Annotated in this window: 14 protein-coding genes and 10 tRNA genes; 20 read left to right on the plus strand and 4 right to left on the minus strand. The window is 64.9% G+C overall.

Going from position 1 to position 18,130, the window contains the following annotated elements; all coding sequences use genetic code 11:
* Positions 1-80: 80 nt before the first annotated feature.
* Positions 81-1,721: a M48 family metalloprotease gene (locus BCL79_RS16330; protein ID WP_121042969.1), complete on the minus strand. Its 1,641-nt coding sequence runs from the start codon at positions 1,719-1,721 to the stop codon at positions 81-83.
* Between the two features lie 141 nt (positions 1,722-1,862).
* Here BCL79_RS16330 and grxC point away from each other — a divergent pair, with 141 nt between their 5' ends.
* From grxC to BCL79_RS16345, 3 genes are all read left to right on the plus strand, one after another.
* Positions 1,863-2,162, plus strand: a complete 300-nt coding sequence (grxC, locus tag BCL79_RS16335) for a glutaredoxin 3 (RefSeq protein ID WP_121042971.1) — start codon at positions 1,863-1,865, stop codon at positions 2,160-2,162.
* On the plus strand, positions 2,159-2,551 hold the full coding sequence (locus tag BCL79_RS16340) for a carboxymuconolactone decarboxylase family protein (RefSeq protein ID WP_019185812.1): 393 nt from the start codon (positions 2,159-2,161) through the stop codon (positions 2,549-2,551). Before grxC ends, BCL79_RS16340 begins: the two co-directional genes overlap by 4 nt.
* A gap of 409 nt (positions 2,552-2,960) precedes the next feature.
* On the plus strand, positions 2,961-3,968 hold the full coding sequence (locus BCL79_RS16345) for an isocitrate dehydrogenase (RefSeq protein WP_121042973.1): 1,008 nt from the start codon (positions 2,961-2,963) through the stop codon (positions 3,966-3,968).
* A 138-nt stretch (positions 3,969-4,106) separates the two neighbouring features.
* Here BCL79_RS16345 and BCL79_RS16350 read toward each other — a convergent pair whose 3' ends face one another.
* Positions 4,107-4,865: a Bax inhibitor-1/YccA family protein gene (locus BCL79_RS16350; protein WP_121042975.1), complete on the minus strand. Its 759-nt coding sequence runs from the start codon at positions 4,863-4,865 to the stop codon at positions 4,107-4,109.
* Positions 4,866-5,043: 178 nt separating this feature from the next.
* Between BCL79_RS16350 and BCL79_RS16355 the strand changes: the two genes are divergently transcribed.
* The 16 genes from BCL79_RS16355 to BCL79_RS16430 all read left to right on the plus strand — a co-directional run bounded on the left by BCL79_RS16355 (position 5,044) and on the right by BCL79_RS16430 (position 15,372).
* Positions 5,044-5,120 (plus strand) — tRNA-Pro (locus tag BCL79_RS16355).
* 45 nt (positions 5,121-5,165) lie between these two features.
* Positions 5,166-5,242 (plus strand) — tRNA-Arg (locus BCL79_RS16360).
* Between the two features lie 34 nt (positions 5,243-5,276).
* Positions 5,277-5,353 (plus strand) — tRNA-His (locus BCL79_RS16365).
* Positions 5,354-5,433: 80 nt separating this feature from the next.
* Positions 5,434-5,509 (plus strand) — tRNA-Lys (locus BCL79_RS16370).
* Between the two features lie 161 nt (positions 5,510-5,670).
* Positions 5,671-5,746, plus strand: a tRNA-Lys gene (locus BCL79_RS16375).
* Positions 5,747-5,846: 100 nt separating this feature from the next.
* Positions 5,847-5,931: transfer RNA gene (locus BCL79_RS16380), tRNA-Leu, on the plus strand.
* 233 nt (positions 5,932-6,164) lie between these two features.
* Positions 6,165-7,457 (plus strand): trigger factor, encoded by a 1,293-nt coding sequence (tig, locus tag BCL79_RS16385; protein ID WP_121042977.1) that lies wholly within the window; start codon positions 6,165-6,167, stop codon positions 7,455-7,457.
* Positions 7,458-7,523: 66 nt separating this feature from the next.
* On the plus strand, positions 7,524-8,150 hold the full coding sequence (gene clpP, locus BCL79_RS16390; RefSeq protein WP_121042979.1) for an ATP-dependent Clp endopeptidase proteolytic subunit ClpP: 627 nt from the start codon (positions 7,524-7,526) through the stop codon (positions 8,148-8,150).
* Between the two features lie 126 nt (positions 8,151-8,276).
* The gene (clpX, locus tag BCL79_RS16395; protein ID WP_019185803.1) at positions 8,277-9,566 is read left to right on the plus strand and encodes an ATP-dependent Clp protease ATP-binding subunit ClpX; all 1,290 of its coding nucleotides are present in this window, start codon (positions 8,277-8,279) and stop codon (positions 9,564-9,566) included.
* A gap of 142 nt (positions 9,567-9,708) precedes the next feature.
* Positions 9,709-12,183, plus strand: coding sequence for an endopeptidase La (lon, locus tag BCL79_RS16400; RefSeq protein ID WP_121042981.1), 2,475 nt, complete (start codon positions 9,709-9,711; stop codon positions 12,181-12,183).
* A gap of 207 nt (positions 12,184-12,390) precedes the next feature.
* Entirely contained in the window at positions 12,391-12,663 is a 273-nt protein-coding gene (locus tag BCL79_RS16405) for an HU family DNA-binding protein (protein ID WP_019185801.1), read from the plus strand.
* Positions 12,664-12,674: 11 nt separating this feature from the next.
* Positions 12,675-12,749, plus strand: a tRNA-Val gene (locus BCL79_RS16410).
* Positions 12,750-12,777: 28 nt separating this feature from the next.
* Positions 12,778-12,854 (plus strand) — tRNA-Asp (locus BCL79_RS16415).
* An 89-nt stretch (positions 12,855-12,943) separates the two neighbouring features.
* Positions 12,944-13,020, plus strand: a tRNA-Asp gene (locus BCL79_RS16420).
* An 89-nt stretch (positions 13,021-13,109) separates the two neighbouring features.
* Positions 13,110-13,186, plus strand: a tRNA-Asp gene (locus BCL79_RS16425).
* A 212-nt stretch (positions 13,187-13,398) separates the two neighbouring features.
* Positions 13,399-15,372, plus strand: a complete 1,974-nt coding sequence (locus tag BCL79_RS16430; protein WP_121042983.1) for a peptidyl-prolyl cis-trans isomerase — start codon at positions 13,399-13,401, stop codon at positions 15,370-15,372.
* A 114-nt stretch (positions 15,373-15,486) separates the two neighbouring features.
* Here the strand turns inward: BCL79_RS16430 and BCL79_RS16435 are convergent, their stop codons facing one another.
* Positions 15,487-16,701 carry a lytic transglycosylase domain-containing protein gene (locus tag BCL79_RS16435; RefSeq protein ID WP_121042985.1) on the minus strand — a complete coding sequence of 405 codons (1,215 nt, stop codon included), beginning with the start codon at positions 16,699-16,701 and terminating at the stop codon, positions 15,487-15,489.
* Positions 16,698-17,465, minus strand: a complete 768-nt coding sequence (gene gloB, locus BCL79_RS16440) for a hydroxyacylglutathione hydrolase (RefSeq protein WP_121042987.1) — start codon at positions 17,463-17,465, stop codon at positions 16,698-16,700. Before gloB ends, BCL79_RS16435 begins: the two co-directional genes overlap by 4 nt.
* 11 nt (positions 17,466-17,476) lie before the next feature.
* Between gloB and BCL79_RS16445 the strand changes: the two genes are divergently transcribed.
* Positions 17,477-18,121 carry a methyltransferase domain-containing protein gene (locus tag BCL79_RS16445; RefSeq protein ID WP_121042989.1) on the plus strand — a complete coding sequence of 215 codons (645 nt, stop codon included), beginning with the start codon at positions 17,477-17,479 and terminating at the stop codon, positions 18,119-18,121.
* Positions 18,122-18,130 lie beyond the last annotated feature (9 nt).

Here is an 18,130-nt window from a genome sequence, read left to right on the forward strand (position 1 = left end):
GACTACGGTTTCATGACAGGTTTGTGACGAGGTGGCCGTTACCGTCGTGGGCCGCCATCCCACCGTCATCCGGGCGCACCTCAGCGGCGGTCCAGCTCGGGGTCGTCGATTCCCTGCCGGCGCATTTCCAGCACCGTGGGGGTGATGCTCTCGATCCGGGCATCGACCCGGGCACGGCCGACATAATCCAGGTTCGGCTGCCGCTTCAAGGCCTGCAGCTGGATCAGCGCCTGCTCCGGGCGGCCACTGAGGTACGCGGCTTCGGCATAGGCCTCGCTGGCCCGGGTGGTGTCGCCAGCCAGTTCACTGGCGCGGGCGAAGCGCTGCTGGAAGACCGGATCATTGCCGCTTTGCGACAGCATCGGGCGCAGCATCGCCTGCGCGCGCTGGCCGGCCTCGCGCCCGCCCTGTTCATTGAGGATGGCCGCATAGGTCAACGCGACCGGGCGGCTGCCGGGGTGCTGGCGCATCAGGGTTTCGAACCGGGCGTTGGCCTGCACCGGCTGGCCGCTGCGCGACTCCGCCTCGCCCAATGCCAGCGCCACCCAGACGTTGTCCGGGTGGTCGCGCAGCATCTCGGCCAGATCGCGGGTGGCCTGCGCGGCCGCACTGTTGCGCAGCCGGCCCAGGGCCAGCCCGTAGCGTTGCGGCTCGGTCAACCCGTTCTTCTGCGCGCGTTGCAGGCTTTCGTATTCCCGGATGACATCGCCAGGGGTATCGGCACTGAGCACGCGCAGGCGCTCACGCGCCCACTCGAACTGGCCGGTGCTGCCGCGGCTGAGCGCGTTGACCGAAATCTGCATCGAGGCCGGCAGCAAGGGGTTGCTCCGTCGCACCAGCGGATCGGACAACGCCGGGTCGGACGGGTTTACCCGCTCCTGGCGAACCCCGCCGGGCACCTCGGTGGTGAGCAGCACCGTGTCCTTCTTCATCTGCTCGGCGCGGGCCTTGGCCTCGCTGATGCGGGTGGTGGTGACCGGATGGGTCTGCAGGAAATCCGGGACGCTGTAACCGCCCTGGTTGCCCCGCATCGAGGCCGACATGCGCTCGAAGAAGCCGGCCATGGCATCCACGTCGTAGCCGCTGCGGGCCAGGGTGCGGATGCCCAGGCGGTCGGCCTCGGATTCGTTGGAGCGGGTGTAATTGATCTGGCGCTGCTGCATCAGGCCCATGCCCGAGGTGATCGCGGCCATGGTGGCATCACCGGAGGAATTGCCGCCGGCCTGCTGCGCGGCCACGATCGCGGCGAGCATGCCGAGCAGGATCGGGATCTGGTCGCGCTGGGCACGTTCGACACCGCGCAGCACGTGCTGCTGGGTGACGTGGGCGATTTCGTGGGACAGCACCGCGGCCACTTCGTCCTCGCGCTCGGCGGTCAGCACCAGGCCCGCGTTGACCCCGATATAGCCGCCGAGGGTGGCAAAGGCGTTGATCTGCCGGTCCTTGAGCATGAAGAACGTGTAGGACTGGCGCGGCTGGGCACTGTTGGAGCCCAGCCGGGCGCCCATGGTCTGCAGCCAGTCATCGACCAGCGGGTCATCGAGCAGATAGCCGTAATTGCGCAGTTCGCGCAGCATCATCCCGCCGTACTCGGCCTGCCGGGCCGGGGTCAGCAGCTCGCCGGCCGAGGAGCCGATGTCTGGCAGCTTGCTTTCCTGGGCCCCGGCCAGCGGCACGGCCAAGGCCAGGGTCAACGCGGCAGAGAGCAGCAAGGGGCGCAAACGGAGCTCCTGGGGGAAGACGGACGACAGCGTGACAGGGCCAGTACAACCTGCAGTTAAACCACAGTGTTGCGGTGGTGACGTGGAAAATCCAGCGGACCGCTACCATATACAGACCAACGTTCCGCTGTGGAGTTTCCCGTGAGCCAAGATGCTGTTTCCACCCCCGGTGGCGCACCCGCCATCACCATCTACTCGACCGCGGTGTGCCCGTACTGCGTGGCCGCCAAGAACTTCCTGAAGAGCAAGGGCCGCGACTGGACCGAGGTCCGGATCGATCTGGACCCGGTCGAGCGCGATAAAATGATGGCCAAGACCCGCCGCACCAGCGTGCCGCAGATCTTCGTGGGCGAGGTCCATGTGGGTGGCTACGACGACATGATGGCGCTGCACCGTGCAGGCAAGCTGGAGCCGCTGCTGGCCGGGCAGGACCCGGCATGAGCGCGGCCGACGACGGCAGCAAGGACCGCATCGCCGAATTCACCGAGTTCCGCCAGCGCATGAACCAGCGCATCCTGGGTGAACCCAACCAGGTCGTGCGTCGCTTCTTCGCGCTGGACACCCAGACCTACCAGGCCGGTGCGCTGGATGTGAAGACCAAGGAACTGCTGGGCCTGGTCGCCTCGATGGTACTGCGCTGCGATGACTGCATCAGCTACCACGTGGCCCAGTGCAAGGACGCCGGCGTGACCCGCGAGGAGTTCTTCGAGACCTTCTCGGTCGGTCTGGTGGTCGGCGGTTCCATCGTGATCCCGCACCTGCGCCGCGCCGTGGACTTCCTGGATCAGCTCGAAGGTGGCGCCGAAGCGCCGGCCGTTCACGAGCATTGAGCTGGGGCCGTGATGGCCCCGCCGCGGTAGGCGCCGACCGTTGGTCGGCTGCTTCGGCGCCCCAGCGATGTCGGCGCTTCCGGTGGCGCACCGTTCAGGTGCGAGACCCCGTTCAGCAACCCGGATAGCAATGCCTCTGGAGGAAAGCCCCTTCTGTTGAAGGGGCGCGCCGACAGGCGCGGGGTAGAGGGGGAATGCGCGGGCAAACCGCTTCGCGGTTTGCAGGGGCGCGCCGACAGGCGGGGGTAGAGAAGGAATGCGCGGCCAATTGTGCCTTTGCCGGGCTGCGCCAATGGTCTAGTTGGGACGTCTGCCCCGGCTAAGGCATAATTGCCGATGAAACTTCCCTTGCGCCCGCGCTTCGCGCACCTCACGGATGGCGCTCCCCCTCGGTTCGGAATACACATCAATGACGCAGAAAATCACGGTCATCCGCGGTGACGGCATCGGCCCGGAGATCATGGACGCTACCCTGTTCGTGCTCGGCAAGCTGGACACCGGCTTTGAATACGAAGACGCCGACGCGGGCCTGGTCGCGCTGGAAAAGCACGGCGATCTGATGCCGGCCTCCACGCTGGAGTCGATCGCACGCAACAAGATCGCGCTGAAGAGCCCGCTGACCACGCCGGTCGGTGGTGGCTTCACCTCGATCAACGTCAGCCTGCGTCGCCACTTCGACCTGTACGCCAACGTGCGCCCGGCCGTCTCGTTCCCGAACACCAAGTCGCGTTTCGGCGACGGCGTGGACCTGATCACCGTCCGTGAGAACACCGAAGGCGCGTACCTGGCCGAAGGCCAGGAAGTGTCGGCCGATGGCGAGACCGCCTTCTCCGGCACCCGCATCACCCGCAAGGGCTCCGAGCGCATCGTGCGCTACGCCTTCGAGCTGGCCCGCAGCACCGGCCGCAAGAAGGTCACCGCCGTGCACAAGGCCAACATCATCAAGTCGACCTCGGGCCTGTTCCTGGCCGTGGCGCGCGAAGTGGCGGCCAAGTACCCGGACATCGAGTTCCAGGAAATGATCGTCGACAACTGCTGCATGCAGCTGGTGATGCGTCCGGAACAGTTCGACGTGATCGTGACCACCAACCTGTTCGGCGACATCATCTCCGACCTGTGTGCCGGTCTGGTCGGCGGCCTGGGCCTGGCTCCGGGCGCCAACATCGGTGAGAACGCGGCGATCTTCGAAGCCGTGCACGGCACCGCGCCGGACATCGCCGGCCAGGGCAAGGCCAATCCGTGCGCGCTGCTGCTGGCCGCTGCGCAGATGCTGGACCACGTCGGCCAGGTCGAGAACGCCGAGCGCCTGCGCAAGGCCATCGTGGCCACGCTGGAAGCCAAGGATTCGCTGACCGGCGATCTGGGCGGCACCGGCAACACCATGGGCTTCGCCCAGGCCATCGCCAGCCGCCTGTAAGCGCGCGGGTCGGTTGTCCAGAAAGCGGGGCGCTTCGGCGTCCCGCTTTTTTGTTGCCTGGCGCCTCATTCGGCAGGGGGTGGGGACATGAAAAAGGCGCCTTGCGGCGCCTTCGTCATCGTGCAGTGAGCGTGTGGCTCAGCGCTGCTGGATCTTGGACAGCAGGCGCAGGAATTCCACGTACAGCCACACCAGCGTGACCATCAAGCCGAACGCGCCGTACCACTCCATGAACTTCGGTGCGCGCGCCTCGGCACCGGTTTCGATGAAGTCGAAATCCAGCACCAGGTTCAATGCCGCCACCACGACCACGAACAGGCTGAAAGCGATCCCCATCCAGCCGCCCTCGTGGATCATCGGGATGTTGATGTTGAAGAAGCTCAGCACGAACGAGGCCAGGTACAGCAGCGCGATGCCGCCGGTTGCCGCCACCACACCCAGCTTGAAGTTCTCGGTGACCTTGATCAGGCCGCTGCGGTACACCGCCAGCATCACGAACATCGTGCCGAAGGTCAGCATCACGGCCTGCATCACGATGCCGGGGAACTTGGCGTTGAACATCGCCGATATCGCACCCAGGAACAGGCCTTCGACCAGCGCATACATCGGTGCGGTGACCGGTGACCATTCCTTCTTGAACACGGTCACCAGGGCCAGCACCAGGCCGCCGATCGCGCCAACGAGCGTGTAGAGCATTGCGCTGGAGGTGGGCAGGCCGTTCGCATCGATCGACTGGCTCCACGCGAACGCGGCCGTCAGCACAGTGAGCAGCAACAGGACGCCGGTCTTGTTGACGGTGCCGTTGATGGTCATCGCCTGGTCGGGGCGGGCCACGACCGAGCCGCTGGCCAGGTCGAGGAAGGTGGACTCGGAAAGTGCGGGATTGCCGCTGCGCATTGCCAATCTCCTTGATGGGGTAGGGGTTCGGCCCTCCGGCCGCTGCCCCGAGCATAGCCGAAGCCGCCATCGGCAATGACGACATGTGAATTGATGTGTGAAAACCGTTGACAGATGCCTTGTCGATTCCCACAATAGGCGGCTCTTTCGGGGGGAACCCCGGAGGGAAACAAACCGCCGGGGTATAGCGCAGTCTGGTAGCGCGCCTGCTTTGGGAGCAGGATGTCGGGGGTTCGAATCCCTCTACCCCGACCAAGCCCGCTGCTCAAATCGGGATTGGAATGCGACAATCCGGATCGAGCGCCCGTAGCTCAACTGGATAGAGCACCGGCCTTCTAAGCCGGCGGTTACAGGTTCGATTCCTGTCGGGCGCGCCATTCGGTGCAAGCGGTAGGAACAAGGTTTTCAGTGGTGGCTGTAGCTCAGTTGGTTAGAGTTCCGGATTGTGATTCCGGTGGTCGGGGGTTCGAGTCCCCTCAGCCACCCCACTGATTCAGACTGGTTCACCGAAAGTGAATCAGGGTTGCAAAAGGCAGCACACACGCTACAATGTGCGCCTGAGTTTTCAGGGCTGTTAGCTCAGTTGGTAGAGCAGTTGACTCTTAATCAATAGGTCCAAGGTTCGAATCCTTGACAGCCCACCAAGACAGAAGCCATCGGGTCCGCCCGGTGGCTTTTTTCTTGTTTGAGACATCGCGTTGAACGGTGTAGTAGTTGAGCGTCTACGGACGCCATTCGCCATCCATTTAAATAAAACGCTTGCGTCGCGCGCAGGAAACCCTGCATAATTCGCCTCCCGATTTTCGGGCTGTTAGCTCAGTTGGTAGAGCAGTTGACTCTTAATCAATAGGTCCAAGGTTCGAATCCTTGACAGCCCACCAAGACGAAAGCCGCCTGGTCCGCCAGGCGGCTTTTTTCTTGTCAAAGCGCTTCAGCTTTGGGCGCGGGCCTGCAACAATGCGCGCCTGAGTGTTCAGACTCGCGAAAGTGGCGGAATTGGTAGACGCCCTGGATTTAGGTTCCAGTGCCGCAAGGCGTGGGGGTTCGAGTCCCCCCTTTCGCACCAGTGCAGGGCATTTTCGCCCGCACCATGACCATGGGCACGTCCCCGATCGGGGAGACGGCCACATGCTGGGCCCTGGCGGCCCCCGGGCATTCTCGGCCCGCGCTGGCGGCGCTGGCGTTTATCGGCGAAACTACAGGGCTGCGGCGGGCATGCGCGTCCACGACCCCGCGTCCAAAACCCGTTTCATCCATCACATCGTGCCGGGGCCCATGCCGCCGGTGGCAGGAGTCAACATGCAAGCTTCGATCGAATCCACTGGCAATCTGGAACGCCGCCTGACCTTCTCGCTGCCGGAAGACCGTCTGCAGACGCACATCAGCGGCCGTCTGGGCGAAATCGCCCGCACCACGCGCATCAAGGGCTTCCGCCCGGGCAAGGTGCCGGCCAAGGTGATCGAGCAGCGTTTCGGCCAGCAGGTCCGCAGCGAAGCCGTCGACGGCCTGCTGCGTGAGACCTTCGATGCCGCCCTGCGCGAGCACGAGCTGCGCATCGCCGGCACCCCGCGCATCGACAAGGGCGAGGGCGAGCTGTCCTTCGTGGCCACCGTCGAGCTGGTGCCGGACTTCGGCGACGTGGACGTCAGCAAGCTGACCGTGGTCCGCCACACCGCCGAGATCAACGACGCCGACATCGATCAGATGATCACCAACCTGCGCGAACAGCGCCGCAGCTGGAGCCCGGTCACCCGTGGCGCCCAGGACGGCGATCTGGTCGCCCTGGAAACCTGGTCGCAGGCCGGCGATGAGCGCCTGCCGGCCGAAGGCACCGAAAAGGGCAGCGTGATCGTCGGCCAGGGCATGATGTTCGAGCAGATCGAACAGGGCCTGGTCGGTCTGACCGCCGGTGAAGAAAAGACCCTGGACGTCGAGTTCCCGGCCGATTGGCGCGTGCCCGCGCTGGCCGGCAAGCAGGTCAAGGTCACCGTCAAGGCGGTGGACGTGTCCGCGCCGGTGCTGCCGGAGGTCGATGCCGAGTTCATCAAGAGCTTCGGCGTGAAGGGTGGCGACGTGGAGCAGTTCCGCAAGGACATCCGCGCCAACCTGGAGCGTGAGCTCAAGGGTGCCCTGATGAACCGCCTGCGCCGCGAAGTCGGCGAGCAGCTGATCGCCGCCTACGCCTCGGTGGAAATGCCGCCGCGCCTGGTCGAGAACGAAGCCCGCGCCATGCTGGATCAGCAGCTCGAGCAGATCCGCCGCAGCGGCCGCAACCCGGGCGACGTCCCGGCCGATGCCCATGAAGGCTTCAAGGAAGCGGCCGCCAAGCGCGTGCTGGTCGGCCTGCTGGTTGGTGAAGTGGCCCGCAAGAACGACCTGCGCCTGGACCCGAAGCGCCTGAATGAAACCATGCGCTTGATCGCGTCGACCTATGAAGAGCCGGAGCAGGTCATTGAGATGTACCGCAACGACCCCCAGCTGATGAGTGGGCTGCAGAATCGTGTGATGGAAGAGCAGGTGATCGACTGGATCGCCGAGCGCGCCCAGCACACCGAAGAGAAGCTGTCGTTCCAGGACGCGATCCGCCAGTAAGCGGTCCGCGTTTTACGCCCCGCGCCCCGGCGCGGGGTCGTTCCCCCCAAAATAGGTGCCTCACTAATGGACAACCGAACCACAGCCCTGAACATGGTTCCGATGGTGGTCGAACAGACCAGCCGCGGCGAGCGCGCCTATGACATCTATTCGCGCTTGTTGAAAGAGCGTCTGATCTTCCTCGTGGGCCCGATCGACGATCACATGGCCAACGTGGTGGTGGCGCAGCTGCTGTTCCTGGAAGCGGACAACCCGGAAAAGGACATCAGCATCTACATCAACTCGCCCGGTGGCGTGGTCACCGCCGGCATGGCGATCTACGACACCATGCAGTACATCAAGCCGGACGTGAGCACCATCTGCGTCGGCCAGGCCGCCTCGATGGGCGCCCTGCTGTTGGCGTCCGGCGCAGCCGGCAAGCGCTATGCGCTGCCGAATTCGCGCGTGATGATCCACCAGCCGCTGGGCGGCTTCCAGGGCCAGGCCACGGACATCGACATCCATGCCCGTGAAATCCTGACCCTGCGTTCGCGCCTGAACGAAGTGCTGGCCAAGCACACCGGCCAGTCGCTGGAGACCATCGCCCGGGATACCGAGCGTGACAACTTCAAGAGCGCGGTCGATGCGGTGGCCTACGGCCTGGTCGATCAGGTCCTGGAGCGTCGTCCGGAAGAGTCGATCCAGCCGGCGTAAGGTTGTGCCAGGCCGGGAAACCGGCTTGTTTCCACCGGGTCGGGCAGGACTGGCGTCCTCCTGACCCTGTGCTATTCTCGAATCGAACCCCCGTTCAGTCGGGTGGGGTAACTGGGTAAGCGAAGCATGAGCGAAGACCGCCAAGGTCGTTCCACGGACACCGGCAAGATCCTCTACTGCTCTTTCTGTGGAAAGAGCCAGCATGAGGTGCGCAAGCTGATTGCGGGTCCGAGCGTGTTCATCTGCGATGAATGCGTCGAGCTGTGCAACGACATCATCCGTGAGGAGCTGGAGGAGAAGGCGCAGTCGGCCCGCAGTTCGCTGCCCAAGCCGCGCGAGATCCTCGAGGTCCTGGACCAGTACGTGATCGGGCAGAACCGCGCCAAGCGGACCCTGGCCGTGGCCGTATACAACCACTACAAGCGCATCGAGAGCCGCCAGAAGAACGACGAAGTCGAACTGGCGAAGTCGAACATCCTGCTGGTCGGTCCGACCGGTTCGGGCAAGACGCTGCTGGCCGAAACCTTGGCCCGCCTGCTCAACGTGCCGTTCACCATGGCCGACGCCACCACGCTGACCGAAGCCGGTTACGTGGGCGAGGACGTGGAGAACATCATCCAGAAGCTGCTGCAGAAGTGCGACTACGACGTCGAGAAGGCACAGCAGGGCATCGTCTACATCGATGAAATCGACAAGATCTCGCGCAAGAGCGAGAACCCGTCGATCACCCGCGATGTGTCCGGCGAAGGCGTCCAGCAGGCCCTGCTGAAGCTGATCGAAGGCACCGTGGCCAGCGTGCCGCCGCAGGGCGGTCGCAAGCACCCGCAGCAGGAATTCCTGCAGGTGGACACCAAGAACATCCTGTTCATCTGTGGCGGCGCGTTTGCCGGCCTGGACAAGGTGATCCAGCAGCGTTCCAACGATTCGGGCGGCATCGGCTTCGGTGCCAAGGTGAAGAGTTCCGAGCGCAAGCAGGAAGTGGGCAAGATCCTGGCCGAAGTCGAGCCGGAAGATCTGATCAAGTTCGGCCTGATTCCGGAGTTCGTCGGCCGCCTGCCGGTCGTGGCGACCCTGGAAGAGCTGGACGAGGCCGCCCTGGTGCGCATCCTGACCGAGCCGAAGAACGCCATCACCAAGCAGTTCAAGAAGCTGTTCGAGATGGAGCACGTCGAGCTGGAGTTCCGTCCCGACGCACTGGCCGCCATTGCCCGCAAGGCGCTCAAGCGCAAGACCGGTGCCCGCGGCCTGCGTACGATCGTCGAATCGGTCCTGCTGGACACCATGTATGACCTGCCCTCGGCAGAGAACGTCAGCAAGGTGGTGGTGGACGAATCGGTGATCGAACACAAGTCCGAACCGTACCTGATCTACCAGACGCCACCGGCGCCTGAACAGAAGGCGGCTGGTGCTGAATAATCAGTTCAAGTAATTGAATTGAAAGAATTTTTTCAGAACAGCTTGCATCTAGAAGCCGATGGCCCCATAACGAGGCCATCGGCTTTTTTTGTATCCGGGCGAGGCGCCCGGAGGCCATCCCCACTGTTCCACTGGAGCCCACATGGCCCGTTCCCCAACTGAGACTCTCGACCTGCCGGTACTGCCGCTGCGTGACGTGGTGGTGTTCCCGCACATGGTCATTCCGCTGTTCGTCGGCCGTGACAAGTCCATGCATGCGCTGGAGCAGGCGATGGAAGCGGACAAGCGCATCCTGCTGCTCGCGCAGAAGTCCGCCGAGACGGATGATCCGTCCGCCGCCGATCTGTACCAGGTCGGCACGCTCGCCCAGGTCCTGCAGCTGCTGAAGCTGCCCGATGGCACGATCAAGGTGCTGGTCGAAGGCCTGTCGCGCGTCAACGTCACCGACGTGACCGAGCGCGACGGCGCGCTGCACGGCGTGGGCATGGAAATCGAATCGGACGAGTCGCGCGAGCCGCGCGAGATCGAGGCGATCGCCCGTTCGCTGATGTCGCTGTTCGAGCAGTACGTCAAAACCAACCGCAAGCTGCCGCCGGAGCTGCTGCAGACCCTGGCCGGCATCGATGAACCCGCGCGCCTGGCCGATACCATCGCCGCGCACATCAGCGTGCGCCTGGCCGACAAGCAGCGCCTGCTGGAAACGCTGCAGATCGGCGACCGCCTGGAAATGCTGGTCGGCCTGGTCGATGGCGAGATCGACGTGCAGCAGATGGAAAAGCGCATCCGCGGCCGCGTGAAGTCGCAGATGGAAAAGAGCCAGCGCGAGTACTACCTCAACGAGCAGATGAAGGCCATCCAGAAAGAACTGGGTGACCTGGACGACGCGCCCGGCGAGATGGACGAGCTGGCCCGCAAGATCGCCGAGGCGGGCATGCCCAAGCCGGTGGAGACCAAGGCCAAGGCCGAGCTCAACAAGCTCAAGCAGATGTCGCCGATGTCGGCCGAAGCCGCGGTGGTGCGCAACTACCTGGATTGGCTGCTGGGCGTGCCGTGGAAGAAGCGCAGCAAGGTCCGCAAGGACCTCAAGGCCGCACAGGACACGCTGGATGCCGATCACTTCGGCCTGGACAAGGTCAAGGACCGCATCCTGGAATACCTGGCGGTGCAGTCGCGCGTGAAGCAGATGAAGGGCCCGATCCTGTGCCTGGTCGGCCCGCCCGGCGTGGGCAAGACCTCGCTGGGCCAGTCCATCGCCAAGGCGACCAACCGCAAGTTCGTGCGCATGAGCCTGGGCGGCGTGCGCGACGAGGCCGAGATCCGCGGGCACCGTCGTACCTACGTTGGCTCCATGCCGGGCCGCATCGTGCAGAACCTCAACAAGGTCGGCAGCAAGAACCCGCTGTTCGTACTCGATGAGATCGACAAGATGTCGATGGACTTCCGTGGCGATCCGTCGTCGGCGCTGCTGGAAGTGCTCGATCCGGAGCAGAACAACGCCTTCAACGATCACTACCTGGAAGTGGACCTGGACCTGTCCGAAGTGATGTTCGTGGCGACCTCCAACTCGCTCAACATCCCCGGCCCGCTGCTGGACCGCATGGAAGTGATCCGCATCCCCGGTTACACCGAGGATGAGAAGCTCAACATCGCCATGCGCTACCTGGTGCCCAAGCAGATCAAGGCCAACGGCCTGAAGCCGGAAGAGCTGGAGATCGAGGCGGACGCGATCCAGGACATCGTGCGCTATTACACGCGCGAGTCCGGCGTGCGCAACCTCGAGCGCGAAGTCGCCAAGATCTGCCGCAAGGTGGTCAAGGAGATCGCGCTCGCCGGCCCGGTGGCACCGGCCAAGGCCGCCAAACCGGCCAAGGCCGGCAAGAAGGCCAGCGCAAAGAAGAAGGCGCTGGTGGTGGTCAACGGCAAGAACCTGGACAAGTACCTGGGCGTGCGCCGGGTCGATTTCGGCCGGGCCGAAGAGCAGAACGAAGTGGGCCTGGTCACCGGCCTGGCCTGGACCGAAGTGGGCGGCGATCTGCTGCAGATCGAATCCACCCTGGTGCCGGGCAAGGGCCAGCTGATCCTGACCGGCCAGCTGGGCAACGTGATGAAGGAATCGGCCTCGGCGGCGCTGTCGGTGGTGCGCTCGCGCGCCGAGCGGCTGGGCATCGACAACGAGTTCCTGCAGAAGCACGACGTGCACGTCCATGTGCCCGATGGTGCTACGCCCAAGGATGGCCCCAGCGCGGGTATCGCGATGGTGACCTCGCTGGTGTCCACGCTCACCAAGGTGCCGATCCGGGCCGAAGTGGCGATGACCGGCGAGATCACTCTGCGTGGCCGCGTCACGGCCATCGGCGGCCTGAAGGAGAAGCTGCTGGCGGCGCTGCGTGGCGGTATCACCACGGTCATCATCCCCGAGGAGAACCGCAAGGATCTGGCCGATATCCCCGCCAATGTCACCCGCGATCTGAAGATCGTGCCGGTGAAGTGGATCGAGGAAGTGCTCGACCTGGCCCTGGAGACGCCACTGACTGCACCGAAGCCGAAGAAAGATGGGCAGCGTGTCACGGTACGTGGCAAGTCCAAGACAGCTTCCACGACGCGCGTCAAGCACTGACGCGTGCTGTGGAAATGCCCGAAACCCGCGTCGTTATTGGCTTTTCAGCTTGCGTGGGTAGGGGGGCACTGGTATAAAAGCACCACTCGCAAGTCAGCGTCATGCTGAATTCGGCGAACTGAGAACTTCACTGGCATCCGGCGGCGTATCGTCCTCGGGTGTCTCAATGTTGAATCCGCGGAATCCCCGCCAAAGGAGCTGTAGAGAATGAACAAGACCGAATTGATCGACGCCGTTGCTGAAGCCGCCGACCTGACCAAGGCCGAGTCCAGCCGCGCCGTTGATGCCGTCATCGCTTCCGTCACCAAGGCCCTGAAGGGCGGTGACGCGGTGACGCTGGTGGGCTTCGGCACGTTCCAGGTCCGCGACCGCGCTGCCCGTACCGGCCGCAACCCGAAGACCGGCGACACCATCAAGATCGCTGCGTCGAAGAATCCGTCGTTCAAGGCTGGCAAAGCCCTGAAGGATGCCGTAAACTAAGCGGCTTGCTGGGGTGCTTAGCTCAGCGGTAGAGCGTCTCCTTTACACGGAGAGGGTCGGGGGTTCGAAACCCTCAGCACCCACCAGGCACTGCCAGTAAAAGTTTTGAAATGTGGAGCGGTAGTTCAGCTGGTTAGAATGCTGGCCTGTCACGCCGGAGGTCGCGGGTTCAAGTCCCGTCCGCTCCGCCAGTTTTAAAAAAACCTCGAAAAAAGCAGTATTTCGGGGTGGGCAATCTGAATATCTTCGGATAGAATGAGCGCCTGCAAAGTTCAAGTGCGGAGCGGTAGTTCAGCTGGTTAGAATGCTGGCCTGTCACGCCGGAGGTCGCGGGTTCAAGTCCCGTCCGCTCCGCCAGTTTTAAAAAAACCTCGAAAAAAGCAGTATTTCGGGGTGGGCAATCTGAATATCTTCGGATAGAATGAGCGCCTGCAAAGTTCAAGTGCGGAGCGGTAGTTCAGCTGGTTAGAATGCTGGCCTGTCACGCCGGAGGTCGCGGGTTCAAGTCCCGTCCGCTCCGCCAATCTTTGAAAAGCCCTTGGTGAAAACCAAGGGCTTTTTTTTTGTTTTCAATTCAGCATGTCGATCGACGAGGCGGCGCACGCCCGTCGTCCGCCACGGTCAGCGGGTGTGGCAGCGGGCGGATCGCGCGCAGGGGCGGCCGCGGGCACTTTTGGAGCCTGCCGAGAAGCGGGTTACACTGCCGGGCTCGCCAATCAGGCCTTGATTTTTCCCATGCTGCAGAAACTTCGCGACAAGACCTCGGGCTGGATCGTTACCGTGATCCTGGGGCTGCTGATGATTCCGTTCCTGTTCGTGATCGACTCCAGCTACCTCGGTGGCGTCGGCTCGCAGAACGTGGCCAAAGTGGCCGCCCCGCCGACCTGGTGGAAGTCCGCCCCGTCGTGGTGGCCGGTCTCGTTCCTGTGGCAGCACCATGAGATCAGCTCCAACGATTTCCGCGTGCGCTTCGAACAGGCGCGCCAGCAGGCACGCCAGGAACAGGGCGAGGATTTCGATCCGCGCCAGTTCGAAAGCACCGAAAGCAAACTGGCCGTGCTCGATCAGATGATCGATGAGCAGGTCGTGCGCCTGGCCGGCGAACAGTCCGGCATCGTGATCGGTGATGGTGCCGTGCGCGAGTACATCGCCTCGATCCCGGCCTTCCTGGATGCGGACGGCAAGTTCAACCAGGACAACTACCGCATCGCGCTGGCCAGCGGTAATCCCCCGCGCACCCCGACGCAGTTCGAAGCGCTGGTGCGCGAGAGCATCCAGCAGTCGATCATTCCGTCGGCCCTGCAGCGTTCCGGGTTCACCACCCAGAGCGAAGCCGAGCGCCTGATGAAGCTGCTGGGCGAAACCCGTGATGTCGAACTGGCCGCGCTGCCGGAAACCCCGGCCGATACCGCCGAAGTGACCGACGCGCAGATCAAGCAGTGGTACGACAGCCACGCCAAGGATTTCCGCCAGCCGGAAACCGTGTCGCTGGAGTACGTCGAGATCAACGGCGCGAACCTGCCGGCGCCGGCGGCGGCAGACGAAGCCACCCTGCGCAAGCGCTATGAAGATGAGAAGGCACGCTTCGCGACGCCGGAACAGCGTCTGGCCTCGCACATCCTGATCAGCGCCGACGGCAGCGATCCGGCCAAGCTCAAGGCCGCTGAAGAAAAGGCCACGCGCCTGGCTGCGCAAGCCAAGGCACCGGGCGCCGATTTCGCCGCACTGGCCAAGGCCAACTCCGAAGATCCGGGTTCCAAGGACACCGGCGGCGACCTGGGCTGGGTGGAACGCGGCGCGATGGTGAAGCCGTTCGAAGATGCCCTGTTCGCCATGAAGGCGGGCGAGGTCACCGGGCCGGTCAAGACCGACTTCGGTTTCCACGTGCTCAAGCTGCGTGAGACCAAGGGCGGCGAAGGCCGTTCGTTCGACGAGGTTCGTGACCAGCTGGCCGCCGAGCAGCTCAAGGCCGATACCGACCGCGTGTTCACCGAGCTGAGTGGCCGTCTGGTCGATCTGGTGTACAAGAACCCGACCTCGCTGGAAGGCCCGGCCAAGGACATGAGCCTGCCGGTGCAGACGATCGGTCCGTTCACGCACGCCACCGCCAGCGGCATCGCCGCCAATCCGGCCGTGCTGCGCGCGGCGTTCTCCGACATCCTGACCCAGGATGGCACGGTGAGCGACCCGATCGAACTGGGCCCGAACCACAACGTGATGATCCGCGTGACCGAGCACAGCCCGGAGCAGGCGCTGCCGCTGGCCAAGGCCCGTGAGCAGGTGATCGCCGCGATCCATGCCGACCGCACCCGCCAAGCCTCGGAGAAGGCCGTGGACGCCGTGCTGGCCAAGCTGAAGGCCGGGCAGACCCTGCAGGCGCTGGCGACCAGTGACAAGCTGCAGATCAGCCCGCTGCCGGGCCTGCCGCGTACCCAGCCGGTGCCGACCCCGGAGATCAACCGCGCCGTGTTCAGCGCGCCGCTGCCGGCCGAAGGCAACCCGAGCTACGGCAAGGTTGCCGTGCAGGGCCGCTACGTGATCTACGCGGTGACCAAGGTCACCCCGGGCAACGTGGCCGAAGTGGATCCCGCCCAGCAGCAGCAGCTCAAGGAGCAGCTGAGCCAGATCGACGGCATGGCCGCCGCCAAGGCCTACGTCGACGCGATGCGCAAGCACTTCAAGGTGCAGACCGAAGAAGCCAACCTCTAACCGGGTCGGCGTCTGCCGCACAGCAAAAAGCCCGGCAATGCCGGGCTTTTTGTCGAAAACGACACTGCCCGGCAGGACCGGGCAGTGTCGTCACCCGCGATGCGATCCGCGCGCTCAGTCTTCGACGCGCAGCACCGCACCGGGCTTGAGCACACTGCTCCCGCTGAGCCCATTGAGCGACAGCAGGGCCTTCAGGGGCATCCCGTAACGGCGGGCGATGGTCCAGGGCGACTCGCCGTCGCGCACGGTATGCCGGCGGCTGCGCGGGCGATCCGCGCTGGCGACGGTACGGGTGGCTGCCGGCGCAGGGGTCGTGCGGCCCGCCGTGGTGTCCGCCGGTGCGCTGGGAGCCATCGCAATGGCGGCCACGCTGGCGCTGGCATCCACCGGCGCGTGCGCGGTTGGGGCCAGAACCGTCACCAGGCCGGACGGGCGGCCTTTGCCGCTGGCCAGGGCCGGGTTGAGGCGGGCGATCCGCGCCGGGTCCAGATCGCGCTGCTGGGCCCACTGCTGGACGCTGGTGCCGGCCGGCAGGGTGTGGCCCTTGAGCACGGGCACGGTGCGATCCAGCGAGGCCATCACCGCAGGCTCGGTTTCCGCATCTTCCAGCACGCAGGCCAGCGCATGCAGCTTCTCGACATAGGCATAGGTGACCGGCGACAGCCCCGGCAACTCGGCCGGCCGCGCGTTCTGCGCGTTCATGCCCGCCTTGCGCAGCGACTGCAGCACCCGGTACTCGCCGGCGTTGTAGGCCATCGTCGCCAAACGCCAGTCGCCGCCGAACATGCCGTGCAGGGTCTTGAGGTACCGCACCGCGGCCTGGGTGGAATCCACTGCCGAGAGGCGACCGTCGTAGCCCGGGGTCATCTGCACGCGGTGGTTCTTGGCGGTGGTGGCGATGAACTGCCACAGGCCGGCCGGGCCGCCGCCGTTGCGGGCGTTGGGCCGGTAACCGCTTTCCACGAAGGGAATCAGCGCGAATTCGGTGGGCAGGTCGGACTTGCGCAGCTCTTCGACCACATAGCCGAACAGCACCAGCGCATCATCATCCTGGTTGGCCAACCGCGAGGGGGCATGCGCGAACTGCTTCTGCCAACGCGGGCTGGTCGCCTCGGCGTCGCAGGTGGGTTCGGCCAGGCCAGCGCGGAAGCTGGCGAAAATGTCCTGCCCGTTGCGCACCGAGGCCGGCGGCAGCGCCGCAGCGGTCAGGGGGAGGGAGGACAGGCCGGCCACGTTCTGCGACATGCCGGCGGTCAACGACTGGGCGCCCGCGCTGCCGGCCACGGCGATCGCCAGGCCAAGCGCGAGCGGCAACAATCGCCGACTCATGTTCGAAATCCGTCTTTCCAGTGTCGCAGCCCTGCGACAACATCGACTTCATCGGTAACGGGACGCCCGAGATGGGCGCTGACGGCCGCCTGGATGGCGGGGGTGTTCGTACGCAGGAACGGGTTGCATTCCAGCTCGCTTGCCAATGAAACCGGCAGCGTTGGCAGGTCATCGCGGCGCATGGCCAAGGCCTCCTCATGGCGCTGCGACAGCGCAGCGTTGGTGGGGTCTACATGCCGCGCGAAGACGGCATTGGACAGGGTGTACTCGTGGGCGCAACAGACCATCAGTTGCGCTGGCAGGGACGCCAGCTTCCGCAGGGATGCCAGAAGCTGGGGAGGCGTACCTTCGAACATGCGCCCACAGCCCAGGCTGAACAACGCATCGCCACTGAAAAGGTGTTCAGCGGTGTGAAACGCGATATGGCTCCGGGTGTGCCCGGGCACGGATACTACGTGGAACCCCAGCCCCAATGCCTGAACGCATTCACCTTCGGCGACCCGATGGGCCGGGACCTCAATGCGCGGTTCCGCCGGTGCATAGACCTCCACCGCCGGAAAACGGGCCTGAAGTTCGGCGACGCCGCCGATGTGGTCGTCGTGGTGATGGGTCAGCAGAATGCTGTGCGGGGCCCATCCCTGCTGCGCTGCGGCGGCCAGGACGGGGTCGGCGTGGCCGGGGTCGATGACCACGGCGCGGCCGTCGTCGGCGACCAGCGCCCAGATGTAATTGTCCGCAAACGCGGGTAGGGCGGTCAGTCGCATAGAATTGGACCATGCCCCTCGTGCCGAGCCCCCGTCAAGCGACAGTCGCATCCTGGTTTGATACTGAACCGGCACAAGCGTTGTGCCGTCTGGAATCCGAGCGGTTGCGCACCCTCCTCGCCGAGCGTCCGGTGAACCCCTGGCTGTGGCTGGCACCGACGCCTGGCTGGTTGGGGAGTGTGGAACTGCCCGGCCGTGGCCTGCGCCTGTTCCGGGACGGCGCGGCCTACGCCGGGGACGTGCACTGCGGGCTGCCGTTGCCGCTGCCGGATGAGAGCGTCAACGCGATCGTCCTGCAGCATGTCACCGCGCGGGATGCCGAGGCGTTGATCGCCGACTGCGCCCGTGTCCTGATGCCGGGTGGCCGGCTGTGGCTTTCCACGCTCAACCCGTTCAGCCCGTACCGCCGCCAGTGGCGCCATCACGGGCTGGTCGTGCGCAGCCCGCAGCGGCTGCGCCACACCCTCACGCAGGCCGGCCTGAGCTGCGAAGACCTGCAGTACCTCGGCCCGATGTGGCGTGACCGCTCGCCGGCGCGGCGCGACCTGGCCCCGCTGCGGGCTGCCTGTCTGTTCACCGCTGAAAAACGCACTCTGGCCTTGCCGGGACCGACGCCCGTGGCCGCGCCACGCTGGCACGGGACCGTGGCCACCTGATCTGGAATG

Source organism: Stenotrophomonas rhizophila, from assembly GCF_003651185.1.
GTDB lineage: Bacteria > Pseudomonadota > Gammaproteobacteria > Xanthomonadales > Xanthomonadaceae > Stenotrophomonas > Stenotrophomonas maltophilia_Z.